16 protein-coding genes are annotated in these 14,744 nt (G+C 67.0%); 7 read left to right on the top strand and 9 right to left on the bottom strand.

The window, feature by feature from the left end:
• Positions 1–16 precede the first annotated feature (16 nt).
• From ASPU41_RS08370 to ASPU41_RS08340, 7 genes are all read right to left on the bottom strand, one after another.
• Complete coding sequence (locus tag ASPU41_RS08370) at positions 17–958, bottom strand: hypothetical protein (RefSeq protein ID WP_069950536.1); 942 nt, start codon at positions 956–958, stop codon at positions 17–19.
• 121 nt (positions 959–1,079) lie between these two features.
• Positions 1,080–1,373 carry a DUF503 domain-containing protein gene (locus ASPU41_RS08365; RefSeq protein ID WP_069950535.1) on the bottom strand — a complete coding sequence of 98 codons (294 nt, stop codon included), beginning with the start codon at positions 1,371–1,373 and terminating at the stop codon, positions 1,080–1,082.
• Between the two features lie 105 nt (positions 1,374–1,478).
• Positions 1,479–2,699, bottom strand: coding sequence for an IS481 family transposase (locus tag ASPU41_RS08360; RefSeq protein ID WP_069949836.1), 1,221 nt, complete (start codon positions 2,697–2,699; stop codon positions 1,479–1,481).
• Positions 2,700–2,843: 144 nt separating this feature from the next.
• A complete protein-coding gene (locus tag ASPU41_RS08355; protein ID WP_069950534.1) occupies positions 2,844–3,161 on the bottom strand; it encodes a putative quinol monooxygenase in 318 nt (105 codons plus the stop codon).
• A 278-nt stretch (positions 3,162–3,439) separates the two neighbouring features.
• Entirely contained in the window at positions 3,440–3,985 is a 546-nt protein-coding gene (locus ASPU41_RS08350; protein WP_069950533.1) for a DUF1990 family protein, read from the bottom strand.
• Positions 3,982–4,392 carry an MmcQ/YjbR family DNA-binding protein gene (locus ASPU41_RS08345; RefSeq protein ID WP_069950532.1) on the bottom strand — a complete coding sequence of 137 codons (411 nt, stop codon included), beginning with the start codon at positions 4,390–4,392 and terminating at the stop codon, positions 3,982–3,984. Before ASPU41_RS08345 ends, ASPU41_RS08350 begins: the two co-directional genes overlap by 4 nt.
• A gap of 64 nt (positions 4,393–4,456) precedes the next feature.
• Entirely contained in the window at positions 4,457–4,882 is a 426-nt protein-coding gene (locus ASPU41_RS08340; RefSeq protein ID WP_069950531.1) for a CoA-binding protein, read from the bottom strand.
• 376 nt (positions 4,883–5,258) lie between these two features.
• On the opposite strand from ASPU41_RS08340, the gene ASPU41_RS08335 reads away from it, so the two are divergent.
• The 7 genes from ASPU41_RS08335 to ASPU41_RS08305 all read left to right on the top strand — a co-directional run bounded on the left by ASPU41_RS08335 (position 5,259) and on the right by ASPU41_RS08305 (position 13,268).
• Positions 5,259–6,119: an ABC transporter ATP-binding protein gene (locus ASPU41_RS08335; protein ID WP_069950530.1), complete on the top strand. Its 861-nt coding sequence runs from the start codon at positions 5,259–5,261 to the stop codon at positions 6,117–6,119.
• 133 nt (positions 6,120–6,252) lie between these two features.
• Positions 6,253–7,296, top strand: a complete 1,044-nt coding sequence (locus ASPU41_RS08330; protein WP_069950529.1) for an aliphatic sulfonate ABC transporter substrate-binding protein — start codon at positions 6,253–6,255, stop codon at positions 7,294–7,296.
• The gene (locus ASPU41_RS08325; RefSeq protein ID WP_083266427.1) at positions 7,296–8,207 is read left to right on the top strand and encodes an ABC transporter permease; all 912 of its coding nucleotides are present in this window, start codon (positions 7,296–7,298) and stop codon (positions 8,205–8,207) included. Before ASPU41_RS08330 ends, ASPU41_RS08325 begins: the two co-directional genes overlap by 1 nt.
• A complete protein-coding gene (gene acs / locus ASPU41_RS08320) occupies positions 8,198–10,177 on the top strand; it encodes an acetate--CoA ligase (RefSeq protein ID WP_157356968.1) in 1,980 nt (659 codons plus the stop codon). The genes ASPU41_RS08325 and acs overlap by 10 nt, the downstream gene beginning before the upstream one ends.
• 9 nt (positions 10,178–10,186) lie before the next feature.
• Complete coding sequence (sfnG, locus tag ASPU41_RS08315) at positions 10,187–11,407, top strand: dimethylsulfone monooxygenase SfnG (RefSeq protein ID WP_069950527.1); 1,221 nt, start codon at positions 10,187–10,189, stop codon at positions 11,405–11,407.
• Positions 11,407–12,774, top strand: a complete 1,368-nt coding sequence (locus ASPU41_RS08310) for an O-acetylhomoserine aminocarboxypropyltransferase/cysteine synthase family protein (protein WP_069950526.1) — start codon at positions 11,407–11,409, stop codon at positions 12,772–12,774. The genes sfnG and ASPU41_RS08310 overlap by 1 nt, the downstream gene beginning before the upstream one ends.
• Positions 12,771–13,268, top strand: a complete 498-nt coding sequence (locus ASPU41_RS08305; protein ID WP_069950525.1) for a CoA-binding protein — start codon at positions 12,771–12,773, stop codon at positions 13,266–13,268. Before ASPU41_RS08310 ends, ASPU41_RS08305 begins: the two co-directional genes overlap by 4 nt.
• Before the next feature lie 160 nt (positions 13,269–13,428).
• Here the strand turns inward: ASPU41_RS08305 and ASPU41_RS08300 are convergent, their stop codons facing one another.
• Positions 13,429–14,193, bottom strand: coding sequence for a hypothetical protein (locus ASPU41_RS08300; protein WP_069950524.1), 765 nt, complete (start codon positions 14,191–14,193; stop codon positions 13,429–13,431).
• Entirely contained in the window at positions 14,190–14,738 is a 549-nt protein-coding gene (locus ASPU41_RS08295; protein ID WP_069950523.1) for an RNA polymerase sigma factor, read from the bottom strand. The genes ASPU41_RS08300 and ASPU41_RS08295 overlap by 4 nt, the downstream gene beginning before the upstream one ends.
• Positions 14,739–14,744: the final 6 nt, after the last annotated feature.

The raw sequence follows: 14,744 nt of genomic DNA, 5'->3' as shown, positions 1-14,744 counted from the left end.
GAGCAGTCGTTGTGGTTTAGCGACCCGGACGCCAGCCGGCCTGGACCAGCGCGGCCCGAACCTTGGCCACGGCAGCCTTGGCGTCATTGTGCATGTGCCGATTCGCGATCCGGACCTCTGTCCAGCCGAGGGCCTCGTAACGCTCGGATCGGGCGATGTCCCGGACAATCTGGCCCTCATCACCGTGGAGTTCACCCTCATATTCGACGCCAATCCGGTATTTCCGATAGGACAGGTCGGGCTGGTGGTGCCGCGTTCCGCCGTCGTCGATTATCGGCACGTTCAGCTCCGGTTCGGGAAGGCCGGCCCGAACCATGGCCAGCCTCAGCATGGACTCCTGGGGCGAATCTGAACCCACTCGAATGAGTTTGAGTGCCTCCCGCGCCCGCCGGATTCCCCGCTTTCCCTTGTGGCGGTCGATCATCCGCTGCAGGTCACCGAGGCTGCACACCGGCAACTCCCTGCCCTCGAACTCACGCCGGGGCACCCGGACACAACTGTCGCCGGCCACGACGAGTTCATCCACGCTCAGCATTTCGGCAAGATCCAGCCAGGTCCGCTCCGGGGTGGTGATGGGAATCCCGTCATGGATCGTGATTTCGTCGTCGTAGAGTTTCATCCGGTGGACGATGACATGCGGCCGGTTGAGATGGGCTGCACCTTCGGGCCTGATCAGGTGGTACATCTGCGGTCCCTCCTTTTGTTGCCGCGCCGGAAGCGAACCAAGCTCCGCCGCAGTGAGGTGCGACGCGGCGCATCGCTCATTGACCTCAACGAAAGGCCGCACTCTCACGCTTAAAGGAAGCTCCGGCGTCGGGTCCAGGGAACGAATCCCCCGGCCCAGCGCTGCGAGGGAGCGGTGGCGGAGCCGCTTGGGCGACACTCCGGCCGCTGCGGCTTCCGCAACGGTGAAGGGGCGTCTGTGGAAATCATCCGGCAGCGGGCGTGCGGTTTTCATGGCTTCATCAGACCAGAACCGCGGGACCGCCGCAGAAGTTATCCACAGGACCCTATCCGCTGCTCCGCAAGTGCCGTTTTGAAGCCCCGTAAGGGCGGTTGCGGAGCAGTCGATGGGGGGGTCAGTCGTCGCTGCGGAGTTCTCGCTGCCGGGCGCTGAGCAGTTCCAGTTCCGGGCGCGCCGCGACGAAGCGTTCGACGGCGGCCAGCACCTCGACCAGATGGGCCCGGTCCGCCGCGACCAGCCCGACGCCGATGACGGTGCGCCGGTACTGGTCCTGCAGGCCGGCCTCCGTCACGGAGACGTCGAAGCGGCGCTTGAGCTCGGCCAGTACGGGACGCACCACGGAGCGCTTCTCCTTCAGGCTGTGAACGTCGCCAAGGAGGACATCGAATTCGATCCAGCCGATCCACATGCACTAAGCGTATCCATTGCTCCCTAACGGCCGTTTTGAGGGTTTGTCATGTCTCAGTACCTCGTGGACAGTTGATGTCTCAGTACCTCGTGGACGTTTCCTGTCTCAGCACTTCGTGGACGTTTGGTTGGCCATGAAGCCTCGGGGCTTGTTGTTCCCGACGTAGTTTGTGCCTATGGGCGGGCGCGGGTGGGTGATGATTTCCGTTCCGCGCCCGTCGAAGAACATGATCGTGGCCTCGTCGTAGAGGACATGGACGGTCGCGCCGACGTGGTCTTTACCCATGCCGAAATGCATGCCGATGACGGCAACGGAACCGTTTTTCCCGACCCGTCGCTGGACGCTGCGCCTGGTGGCGGGCACGGTGATTTCAGGGTTGGGCGGCTCGGGTGGCGTGGCTTTGGCCGTTGCATACCAGGCCTCCTGCGGGGTGGTGCCTGGTGGCAGTGATTGATGCTCACGTTCGGTGTTGTAGTACCGGTCAAACTCGTCGACATAGGCCTGGAGTTCTGCCATCGTGTGTGCCGGCGGTTGTTGATTCAGATACCTGTGCAGCGTCTGGTGGAAGCGTTCGTTCTTGCCCTGGGTGGTGGGTTTGTAGGGTTTGCCGGTGATCGGCTCCACTCCGTGGGACTTCAGATATTCCACCAACGCGCCGGTCCTTCCGCGTCTGGTCGGGTTCAGCGCGGCACCGTTGTCCGAAAGAAACTTCTGCGGGACGCCGTGGCGGGCGATGGCTGCCGATACGACGCGGATGGCGGCTTCGCTGGTCTCGCCGGTGGCTACCAACGATGCCAGTGCCAGTCGCGAATGATCGTCAATGAGTTGGAAGATCGCGACTTTCGTGTTGCCGGCCAACAGCCACTCGGTCGAGTCGATCTGCCAGCACCCGTTCGGCTCGGGATATACAAACCGCTGATAGGCGCTCCGGGGCTTCTTCCTCGGCTCCGGGACGACGACCCCGGCCCGGGTGAAGATCCGGGCCAGGGTCGCCCGTGACGGTGGTTCCAGACCTTGCCGACGCAGTTTTGCGGCAACGCTCAGTGGTCCGTAGTCGTGGCCCATCCTCTTCAAGGTTTCCCGCGTGTCCAGGACCAACTCGACCATCCGCGGGGTGACTTGGGCCGGGCTGGTCCGGGGTTTCGTGGAGCGCATCTCCATGGCCTTCATCGGGCCCTGAGCGGACGCAGCGGCCTTGATCTTGTAGAACCAGGCCCGGGAGACTTTGTGCTTGCGGCAGAACGCCGTCACTGAACCCCGAGGGGCATCCTCAGGCCACGACGCTACGAGATGACGGACCTTCATATCCAGATTGCGTTCGCTCATGAGATGAGCAAAACGCCATCGAGTGTCCACGATGTCCTGAGACACACTGTCCACGATGACTTGAGACAGAAGTGTCCATTAAGTCATGAGACTCCACAGCCGTTTTGAGGGTTCAAAAGGGCCGTTAGGGAGCAATCGACGGGGCTAAATGGTCAGTTCGCCCATCCGGTCCCAGTCCTCGCCGTCGAGCTGGCGGCTGATGATCCGGGGCGTCTCCCGCAGCGCCTGCGGCATGTCCGCCATGGCCTGCTTGAAATGTGCGCTGTTGACATGGTCTCCGGCCGCGTCGTCCTTGAACGCCTCGACCAGGACGAATTCGTTGGGGTCCTCCACGCTGCGGGACCAGTCGAACCAGAGGTTGCCCGGCTCCTGCCGGGTGGCCCGGGTGAAGTCCTCCACGAGGCCGAGCCAGCGGTCCGACCAGTCGGGCTTGACCTTGAATTTGACGACAATGAAGATCACGGGAGAACGCCTTTCGGTGCGGCAGGATGGTGTTCCATTCTTGCAACAGGACAACGCGGGGTCACATCCGGCCCATTGCGGGGGCTTTTATGGGCCGTATGTGACCCCGCGTTGCAGTGGACGGGGCGCGGTTCAGCAGGCCTCGATCGCCTCGCGGGCCAGGTCCCGCTGCCGCGGGGTCCCGACGCGTCCGGCCCCGGGAAGCGGTCCTCCGAAAGTGCAGGGTCATTGAAGTCCCATAGTTGGTCAAGCGTCTGTTGATCCAGCATTTCTGCCTCTCAGTTCACAGCTGCGGCCAGTTCCTGCGCACTCCTAATGTAACGGGAAGTGATATGGCCCCGCGCCCGCTTCGTCAGGGCCCCGCCGGCTGCGTAGAGCCAGTTGGAGGGCACCCCGAAGGCTGTGATTCGGAGGGTCACCCGGCCGCTGGCGTCAATGGAAACCTCGAAGGCCTCCTCGCCGCGGACGGGGTGCCCGGGAAGGGTCCCGTAGCCAAAGCCGGCGGACTGGGGAACATCACCGGGAACCGGACGGCGGACCCAGACGACCTCGCAGGGTGCGTTGATCCGGAACGGGCCGACGCCGAAACCGCTGACCACGCGGGTGCCGGGGACCACCACATCGGATTCCGCACGGACCGTCAGCCCGGCCCGTTTCTGCAGCTGCCAGGTGAGCATCCCCTGCGCCACGCGCCGGTAGGCGGCCATGCCCTCGCCCACGTAGGCGTGGGTGACCAGGCAATCGGCGTCCGCGGGCGGCGGGCCGGACTCCGTGGAACCGATCCCGCTGTAGTTCAGTTCACCGCCCGCGATCCGCGGGCTCATGCCCGTCCGCCGCCGGCCAGCCGCGCCCAGCCCAGCTGCTCCTGCTGGCGGCGGTTCAGCGAAGCCACCACGAGATCGTAGGAATCCTCCACCATGTCCCGCACCATCGAATCGGGCAGGGACCCGTCCAGGCGCACACCGTTCCAGTGTTTCTTGTTCAAATGCCACGCTCCGGTGATCTCCGGGTGGGCGGCACGCAGCTGCTCGGCCAGCGCAGGTTCGCATTTCAGGCTTACCGCGAAATCGGACTCCGCCATGGCGGAGAGGGCGAACATCTTGGCCCCGTGGCGGGTTCCGCCGGACACGGCAGCCTGCACCTTGAAGACAGACGTCTCCGGACCGAAGGGGAAGTCTTCGAAGGCGCCGGGAAAACCCAGGCAGATTTCGCGGAGTGCGGCTACATCCATGATCCGAGCCTACTGGCCGGCCCGGACAATTTGCAGGGACCGTCCTGTCACGGCAGGAGAGCTGTCAGAGGCCGAAACGCCGGGCGTCCTGCGCCGGGCAGGCGTTCATGATGACGTCGAGACCGGCAGCCTTCGCCCGGGCCGCCGCCGCCTCGTCGATGACACCCAGCTGCATCCAGACAGCCTTCGCACCGACGGCGATTGCCTGATCCACGACGGCCCCGACCTTCCGGGAATTCACAAAGCAGTCGACGACGTCGATGGGCTGCTTCTCGGCCGGAATGGCGGCAAGAGTGGCGTAGCCGGTTTCCCCGTGCACGGGGTCGCCGGGCAGATTCACCGGGATGATCTCCATCCCGAGCCGGTCCCGGATGAACAGCGACGTGTCATAGGCGGCACGCCATTGATTCGTGGACAAACCGACAATGGCCCACCGCCCTTTGGTGCGCATGAGCCGCTCGAGGACTGCCGGATCGTTGACGTGGGCCATGTGCACAGCCTAACCGCCCCGGCCGGATTGGGCGCACAGGCCACGCACGCCCGCGCGGGCAGCCGGCTGCCGCGCCGTCCGGCCTCCGGATTCGAACAATTGACCGATCCCCGGCCCGCCAGCGTGACGGGACCGAATATTACGCAGCAAAACACCCGCATTTGGGAAAAAGCTCCGATTCCGTTTTAGTTGTAACTGACCATCCCGAGCGGCCGAGAGACCTGGATCGATGAAGCCGCAGCAACCCTGGTCGCCGTCGTCCAACCCTGGATGCCGGCGATAGCAAGGTATGGAGCCAAGGGAACCACCGGACTGACCACCCGGTTCAAAGGCTCATTCCGTAGGGTGCTACTGCCAGGACCGATGGAGTATCCCCATGACTACTGTCCTGTCCTCCTCCGCGCCTGAGACGTCCCTGGACGCCCCCGCCGGAGCCGCCACCCGCACCCCGGCCCTGCCGGTTGCCTTCCGCTCCCTGCGCCGCACCTTCGGCACCGGGGCAGAGTCCCACACCGTCCTGCGCGATGTTGACTTCGAGATCCGCGCCGGGGAGGTCCTGGCCATCCTCGGTACCTCCGGCTGCGGCAAGTCGACGCTGCTCCGGGCCGCCGCGGGACTCGACTCCCCCACCGCAGGCAGCGTCGACATCGACGGCACGCCGGTCCAGGGAATCGACTCCCGCTGTGCCTTCGCCTTCCAGGAACCGCGCCTCCTGCCGTGGCACACCCTGCAGGCCAACATCGCGATCGGCCTGCCCACCGGCATCAGCGCCCGCGACGGCAAAGCCAAGGTGGCCCGGCTGCTCGAACTCGTGGGCCTCACGCACTTCGCCAAGCACCGCCCCCGCGAGATTTCCGGAGGCATGGCCCAGCGCGCCTCACTGGCCCGTGCGCTGGCCCGCAACCCCGGCGTCCTTCTCCTGGACGAGCCGTTCGGCGCGCTCGACGCGCTGACCCGGATCAAGATGCAGGACCTGCTGCTGGACATCCACCGTGCCGAGCCCACCACGGTGCTGCTGGTCACGCACGACGTCGACGAGGCCCTCCAGCTCGCCGACCGCATCATCGTCCTCGGCAAGGAAACCCACCCCGGCGGCGGGGCAGCAGCAGCCGCGCCGGGCGCGACGATTGTCCGCACCGTCGACGTTCCTGGCGATCGACCCCGGGACCGCGGTTCCGTGGAACTCGCCCGAATGCGGGCCTCGCTCCTGGCAACCCTCGGCGTCGACGGCCACTAGCCGCTTCCCGGCTTTCCCTCGAATTTCCCCCGCCGGACACGCCGCCGCCGCTGCTGCGTACGACCGCCTGCTCCACCCAGTTCACGCCTGTTCGCCTTTCGCTTCAATCGCTTCATTCCTCAAAGGAGCCCCCATGTCATTCGCCCGCAAAGCCACCCGCCGGTCCGTAATCGGCGCCGCCGCTGTCTCCGCCGCCCTCGTCCTCACCGGCTGCGTCGCAGGAGAAGGTTCCGGCGGGTCCCCCGCCGCGAACCCCGCCGTCGAGAGCGGCACGCTCAACATCGACTTCGCCACCTACAACCCGCTGAGCCTGGTCATCAAGGAGAAGGGCTGGCTCGAGGCCTCGCTCAAGGACCAGGGCGTCACCGTGAACTGGGTCCAGTCCGCCGGCTCCAACAAGGCGAACGAGGCGCTGCGCTCCGGCGCGATCGACGTCGGCTCCACCGCCGGATCCGCCGCGCTGCTGGCCCGCGCCAACGGCTCCCCGATCAAAACGATCGACATCTACTCCCAGCCGGAATGGGCGGCCCTCGTGGCGAAGGAGTCCTCCGGCATCACCACCGTGGCCGACCTCAAGGGAAAGTCGGTGGCCGCGACCAAGGGCACCGACCCCTACTTCTTCCTGCTGCAGTCCCTCTCCGAAGCCGGGATCTCCGCCAAGGACGTCACGGTGCAGAACCTGCAGCACGCGGACGGCCGCGCCGCGCTGGAAAACGGTTCGGTGGACGCCTGGTCCGGCCTGGACCCGATCATGGCCGGCGCGGAACAGAAGGGCGCCAAGCTCTTCTACCGGAACCTTTCCTTCAACACCTACGGCTTCCTGAACGCCACGGAATCCTTCCTGAAGAACAAGCCGAACCAGGCGCAGGCTGTCGTCAACGCCTATGAGAAGGCGCGCGCCTGGGCCGCGGCCAACCCGGACGAGACGGCGCAGATCCTCGCCGACGTCGCCGGCCTGGACCTCGCCGTCGCGAAGACCGTGGTGCTGGAGCGCAGCAACCTGGACGTGGATCCGGCACCGGGCGAGGCGCAGCGCAAGGTCCTGGCGAAGATCGGCCCGACGTTCGTGGAGACCGGCGACGTCGCCAGCCAGAAGCAGATCGACGACGCCGTGGCCTCCATTCTTGATGACTCGCTGGTGAAGAAGGCGGATGCTTCCGCCATCAAGGATTCCTGATGACACAGCTCAGGAATCCCGCCGTCACCGGCACTAATGTTGCGGACGGGCGCGCTGCAGCCGTCCCCGCAACTCCAGCAGACGCCGCCCGGCCGGGCCCGGCCCTTACGGGTTCGGGCGGCTCCCCGGCGAACGGATGGTCCCCCGCTGGGATCCTGGCCAACGGCTGGGCGCGTCTGCTCCTTGGATTGATCATTCCGGCTGCGGTTCTTGCCGCCTGGCAGCTGTCCACGGCCGCCGGGGTCTTCAGCGTGGTTCAGCTCCCGCCGCCGTCCATGGTGCTGGAGGCAGGCATCGATCTGCTCCAGCGCGGCCAGCTCGGCCAGCACATCGCGATCTCCACCCAGCGTGTGCTGATCGGCTTCGCCGCCGGCGCGGCCCTGGGCCTGGTGTTCGGATCGCTGGTGGGCCTCTCCCGGTTCGCCGACGCCCTGCTCGCACCGACCATCGGCGCCCTCCGCGCCGTCCCGTCGCTGGCGTGGGTGCCGCTGCTCATCCTCTGGATGAAGATCGGCGAGGATTCCAAGATCACCCTGATCCTGATCGGCGCTTTCTTCCCGGTGTTCACCACCGTCTCCCTGGCGCTGCGCCATGTGGACCGGAACCTGGTGGAAGCGGCGCGCGCGTTTGGACTCAAAGGCGTCAAGCTGCTGACCACGGTGCAGCTCCCGGCCGTGGTGCCGGCGGTCTTCTCGGGGCTCCGGCTGGCGCTGGCCCAGGCCTGGCTGTTCCTCGTGGCCGCGGAACTCATTGCCTCCTCGATGGGGCTCGGCTTCCTGCTCACGGATTCGCAGAACAATGGCCGCACGGACCGGCTCCTGCTGGCGATCGTGCTGCTCGCCGTGATCGGAAAAATCACCGACGCCCTGTTGGGCCTCGCTGAGAAATGGGCGGTGAAACGATGGGCGTAACGACTGAAACGGCCCCGGCCAATCACCCGGCCACCGAAGAGGAGCGCCTCTCCTTCTGGGAGGCAGCTGCCCTCCGGCTGGACTGGGAGGACGTGCCCGGGCAGGACAAACCCTGGCACACCACCCACCGCCGCGTCGCGGCCGACCCCGACGCGGGCATCGGCCCGGACATCAGCTGGTTCGAAGGCGGAAAGCTCAACGTCGCCTACAACTGCGTCGACCGCCACGTCGCGGCGGGCCGCGGTGACAGGGTGGCCCTGCATTTCGAGGGCGAACCGGGCGACCGCCGAACCATCAGCTACGCGGAACTGCAGCGCGAGGTTTCCCGGGCCGCCAACGCCCTGCTGGGCCTCGGCATCACCAAGGGCGACCGGGTGGTCATCTACCTCCCGGTCATCCCGGAAACGGTGATCATCACCCTGGCTGTGGCCCGCATCGGCGCGATCCACTCGCTCGTCTTCGGCGGCTTCGCCGCCGAGGCGCTCAAGTTCCGGGTGGAGGACACCGGCGCCAAACTGCTCGTCACCACCGACGGCCAGTTCCGCCGCGGCGTCGCCGTGCCGGTCAAGGACAACGCGGACGCGGCCGTCGCCGGAGACAACGCCATCGAGCACGTCCTGGTCGTCAACCGCACCACCGCACCGGACCTCCTGGACACCGTCCCGATGACCGAGGGCCGCGACGTCTGGTGGCACGACGCCGTCGGGCGGGCCTCCCCGCAGCACACGCCGGAAGCCTTCGACGCCGAGACGCCGCTGTTCATCATGTACACCTCCGGCACCACCGGAAAGCCCAAGGGCCTGGTCCACACCTCCGGGGGCTACCTCACGCAGGCGTCCTGGAGCTTCGAGCACCTGTTCAGCAACCCGGACCCGGCCCTCCGGGACCAGGATGTCCACTGGTGCACGGCCGACCTCGCCTGGGTCACCGCCCACACCTACGAGCTGTACGGCCCGCTCTCCAACGGGGCCACCCAGGTGATCTTCGAGGGCACGCCCAACACCCCGCATCCCGGCCGGCACTTCGAAATCATCGAACGCTACGGCGTCACCCAGTACTACACTGCGCCCACCCTGGTCCGCTCCCTGATGCGCTGGTTCCCGGACGGCGTCCCGGCCAGCTACGACCTCTCCTCCATCCGCCTGCTGGGCACTGTCGGCGAGGCCGTCAACCCCGAGGCCTGGCGCTGGCTCCGGGAGAACGTCGGAGCCGGCACCGCCCCCGTGGTGGACACCTGGTGGCAGTCCGAAACCGGCGCCACCATCCTCTCCCCCGCCCCCACCGACACACAGTTCAAGCCCGGCTGCGCGGCCCGGCCGCTGCCCGGCGTCAGCACCCGGATCGTGGACGACGCCGGCAACACCGTGCCGCCGGGCATCCAGGGCTTCATCGTGGTGGACGCCCCCGGCCCCGCCATCGCCCGGACCGTGTGGGGCAACCCGCAGCGCTACTTCGATTCGTACTGGCGCAAGTACGCCGAACAGGGCTGGTTCCTCGCCGGGGACGGCGCCAAGTACGACGACGACGGCGACATCTGGATCCTCGGGCGGGTGGATGACACCCTGAACGTCTCCGGTCACCTGCTCTCCACGATCGAGATCGAGTCGGCCCTCGTCTCGCACCCGGACGTGGTGGAGGCCGGTGTCTGCCCGGTCGCGGACCCGAAGACCGGCCACGCCATCGTGGCGTTCGTGGTGCTGAAGAGTTCGGCGGCTACCGAGGACATCGCGTCCGAACTGCGCAACCACGTCGCGAAGGAGATCGGACCGATCGCCAAGCCGCGCGACGTCGTCGTCGTTCCCGATGTGCCGAAAACCCGCAGCGGCAAGATCATGCGCCGGCTGCTGACCCAGCTGTTCGAAGGAACCACGCTCGGCGACACGACCTCGCTCCAGAACGAACCGTCGATCGCCGGCATCCACTCCGTCCTGCGTGACCGCAATGACAACCACAGAAATACCCAGAAGTAAGGACCTCCCATGACTGACATCAGCAACGTCGCCCGTCTTTCCGAACCGCTCAAGTTCGCCTACTGGGTTCCCAACGTCTCCGGCGGCCTCGTGGTCTCCACGATCGAACAGCGCACCGGCTGGGACTTCGACTACAACAAGAAACTCGCCCGGATCGCGGAGAACTCCGGCTTCGAGTACGCCCTGACCCAGACCCGCTACGCCGCCTCCTACGGCGCGGACAAGCAGCACGAGGCCACCTCGTTCAGCCTGGCGCTGCTGGCCGCCACCGAGCGGCTCAAGGTGATCTCCGCCGTCCATCCGGGCATGTGGCACCCCGGCGTGCTGGCGAAGTTCATCATCACCGCCGACCACATCTCCAACGGCCGCGCCGCCGTGAACATCGTCTCCGGCTGGCTCAAGGCGGAGTTCGAAAACTTCGGCCTCGAATGGCTTGAACACGACGAACGCTACGTCCGCACCGAGGAGTTCATCAAGGTCCTCCGCGGGCTGTGGACCGAGCAGGAGTACAGCCAGTCCGGCAAGTACTACAACATCAACAACTTCACCCTGAACCCTGCCCCGGTGGACGTGCCGGGCCGGGCGCACCCGGAGATCTTCTTCGGCGGAAACTCCACGGCGGCGCAGGCCACGGCCGGCCGGGTGGCGGACTGGTACTTCTCCAACGGCAAGGACCTGGAGGGCTTCAAGGAGAACATCGCCGGCGTCGTCGCCGCGGCCGGCGAGACCAGCCGCGGGACCGGCGGGGCACTCCCCGCCGCTTTATCCTCTCCGAGGTTTGGCCTGAACGGTTTCGTGATCGCCCGCGATTCCGAGAAGGAGGCCCGGGACACCCTCCGCGAGATCGTGGCGAAGGCGCACAAGCCCGCCGTCGAGGGTTTCCGCGCCGCGGTCCAGGAGGCCGGTGCCTCCACAAAGGACGGCAAGGGCATGTGGGCCGACTCGAGCTTCGAGGACCTGGTCCAGTACAACGACGGCTTCAAGACCCAGCTGATCGGCACCCCCGAGCAGATCGCCGAACGGATCGTGGAGTACAAGAAGATCGGCGTGAACCTGTTCCTCACCGGCTACCTGCACTTCCAGGAGGAAGTCGCGGCGTTCGGTGCGGACATCCTCCCGATCGTCCGCGAACTCGAAGCCGACCTCGCCCGCAGGAACGGCACGGAACTGGACCTGTCCGGCACCCCGGTCGCTTCGGCCAGCTCAACCGCCGGGCTGGTGAACGCGTAATGGCTGACCGCAAATTCGGATTCCGCACCCGCGCCCTGCACGCCGGCGGCACACCCGACGCCGAGCACGGCGCCCGCGCCGTGCCGATCTACCAGACCACGTCCTTCGTGTTCAAGGACACCCAGGACGCCGCCAACCTATTTGCGCTGCAGAAGTACGGCAACATCTACTCCCGGATCGGCAACCCCACGGTCGCCGCGTTCGAGGAACGCATCGCGTCCCTGGAGGGCGGCATCGGGGCGGTCGCCACGTCCTCGGGCATGGCCGCGGAGTTCATCACCTTCGCCGCGCTCACCCAGTCCGGCGACCACATCGTCGCGGCCTCCCAGCTCTACGGCGGCACTGTCACCCAGCTGGACGTCACGCTGCGCCGCTTCGGAGTGGACACCACCTTCGTTCCCGGCACCGACCCGGCTGACTACGCCGCTGCGGTCCGGGAAAACACCAAGGCGATCTTCGTTGAGGTGGTCGCCAACCCGTCCTCGGAAGTCCAGGACCTGGAGGGGCTGGCAAAGGTGGCGCACGACGCCGGCATCCCCCTCGTCGTCGACGCCACCTTGAGCACGCCGTACCTCGTGCGGCCGATCGAACACGGGGCCGACATCGTGATCCACTCGGCCACCAAGTTCCTCGGCGGGCACGGCACCACGCTGGGCGGCGTGATCGTCGAGAGCGGCCGCTTCGACTGGGGCAACGGCAAGTTCCCCACGATGACCGAGCCGGTGGCCTCCTACGGGAACGTCTCCTGGTGGGGGAACTTCGGTGAATACGGGTTCCTGACCAAGCTGCGCTGCGAGCAGCTGCGTGACATCGGACCCGCGTTGTCGCCGATGTCAGCGTTCCAGCTCCTGCAGGGCGTCGAGACCCTCCCGCAGCGCCTGGACGAGCACCTCAAGAACGCCCAGGCCGTGGCGGAATGGCTTGAGGCCGATGAGCGTGTGGCCTACGTGAACTTCTCCGGGCTGCCCTCGCACCCGCACTTCGAGCGGGCCAAAAAGTACCTGCCGCTCGGACCGGGCTCGGTGTTCTCCTTCGGCGTGAAGGGAGGCCGCGCGGCCGGGCAAAAGTTCATTGAGTCCCTGCAGCTGGCCTCGCACCTGGCCAACGTCGGCGACTCACGGACCCTCGTGATCCACCCGGGTTCCACGACCCACCAGCAGCTCAGCCCGGAACAGCTCGAGTCCGCCGGAATCCCCGAGGACCTGGTCCGGATCTCGATCGGGCTGGAAGATATCGAGGACATCCTCTGGGACCTGGACCAGGCCCTGGACGCCGCAACAACCGGGACGGCCGAAAGTGTATCCGCGGAAGCGGCACATCCCGACGAACTTCCGGCCGACACCTGCACGATTGGAGCACTCTCATGAGCGGCGAAGAAACCCGTACCTGGACCGGGCCCTCCGCTCCGGAGCGGCTGAACCTGCTGCGGCAGGCGAAGTCGATCGCGATCGTTGGCGCCTCGGACAAGCCGTCCCGGGCAAGCTACTTTGTGGCGACGTACCTGCAGTCCTCCACGCGCTACAAGGTGTATTTCGTGAACCCTGTGGTGAAGGAGATCCTGGGCGAACCGACGTACGCCTCGCTGGCGGACCTGCCGGAGAGCCCGGACATCGTGGACGTGTTCCGCAGGCACGACGACCTGCCGGGTGTCCTGGACGAGGCCATCGCGGCCGGTGCCAAGACGCTGTGGCTTCAGTTGGGCTCGTGGCACGAGGATGTGGCGAAGGAAGCCGAAGCTGCCGGACTCGACGTCGTGATGGACCGCTGCGTGAAGATTGAGCATGCCCGTTTCCACGGCGGCTTGCACCTGGCCGGCTTCGACACGGGGGTCATCTCCTCGAAGCGGCAGGTCCTGGCCTAGCGCCTCCCGCAGGTCCGGATGCCGAACTCGCAGGCCCGGACGCAGCGCCTCCCGCAGGTCCGGATGCCGAACTCGCGGGTGAGGTTCACGCTCGCCGTAACGAAACGGCGAGCCTGAACGTCACCCGCGAACTGGACGGACCAGGGCTGGATGGGGTGCGCTAGGGCTGGACGGGGAGCGTGGGGAGGACTCCGGGAAGAGCCGGCACCGCGGGAAGGTCGTGGTCCTCGCCGGCGCCGGGGAGCGCGGGTGTCCCCGGTACGACCGGGCGGTGGGGCGGCGACGGCAGGACTCCGCCGCGGCCGACAGCAGGCGGAGGGCCAGGCGCAACCGGCGTCACCGGAACTGCCGTTGATCCGGGCGCCTCCGGAGCATCAACCACCGGCGGTGCGACGGCGCCCGCTGCGTTCGACGGCGCGGGAGCCGGGACGTCCGACGGTGACGGGCGGGCAGGCTGTGGAGCTGAACCGGCGGTCCCGCCGGACGGCTGGAAGATGATGCCCACTGAGTGGCTGACGCTGTCGCGGAAGTCCTCGCTGGAGGCCGCCACGGCGCCGGTGCCGAGAGTCATTGCACCGACCACGGCGCCGCCGACGATTGCCAGCCTGCGCTTGCTGCCCCGGCGCTCGGCCAGGCTCGTGACCCCGGCCGGCAGGGATTCGGCGGAATCCGGCGCAGCCGGCACCGACGCCAGCGCGGCAGTCCCTGCGGCGGCAAACCTGTCAGCGGCAGAACCGTCAGCGGCAGCGGCGCTGCCGGCTGCCAGCAGCGCCGCGAGGTCGGCGCGGGGCGCGGGGGCCCGCTCCGGGACCAGGGCACGGAGCTCCTCCAGCGAACTGCGGAGCTCTGAGGCTGATTCGAGGCCGGAATCACGGAGCATCGCCTGGATGCTGCCATCCTGCTGGGGTTCGCGGGTTCCGGTCATGATGCTGCGTGGTCCTTTTCGGTGACGAGTTCGCGCAGGGCGCTGAGCCCGCGTCGTTGAAGCTGCTTGATCGCACCCGGTGACTTGTCCATGATGCCGGCCACCTGATCGATGGAGAGGTCCGCGACGATCCGCAGGACCAGCACTTCCCGTTGCTCCTCGTTGAGCCGGGCAAGAGAATCCGCGATGCCGCCCAGCGAGCCCAGGAGCTCGTCCTCGGCGGAAGGGGCGTACCGTGTGTCATCCCGGGGATCGTATTCGGCCAGGTACGGCGTGCGTTCGGCCCGACGGCGGTGATCGACCAGCCGTGCGTGGGCGACGGAGAAGATGAAGGTCCGCAAGCCGCTGTGGCCCCCGGTGACCTTGGCCAGTTTCGGCAGGATATCGACAAAGACGTCCTGGGTGAGTGCCTCGGCGTCTTCCACCCCGCGGGCCCGGAAGTATCCGAGCACCGCGGGCGAAATGACCGTGTAGACAGCGCTAAATCCTGAGGGCTCGCCAGCCAAGGCTGCTGACAATTCGTCATCGCTTAGCTGTTCTGCCAAGAGGCT

This window comes from Arthrobacter sp. U41 (assembly GCF_001750145.1).
Lineage (GTDB): Bacteria > Actinomycetota > Actinomycetes > Actinomycetales > Micrococcaceae > Arthrobacter.
Note: the sequence above shows the minus strand (reverse complement) of the source record. Positions and strands in the feature narration are given on the sequence as shown.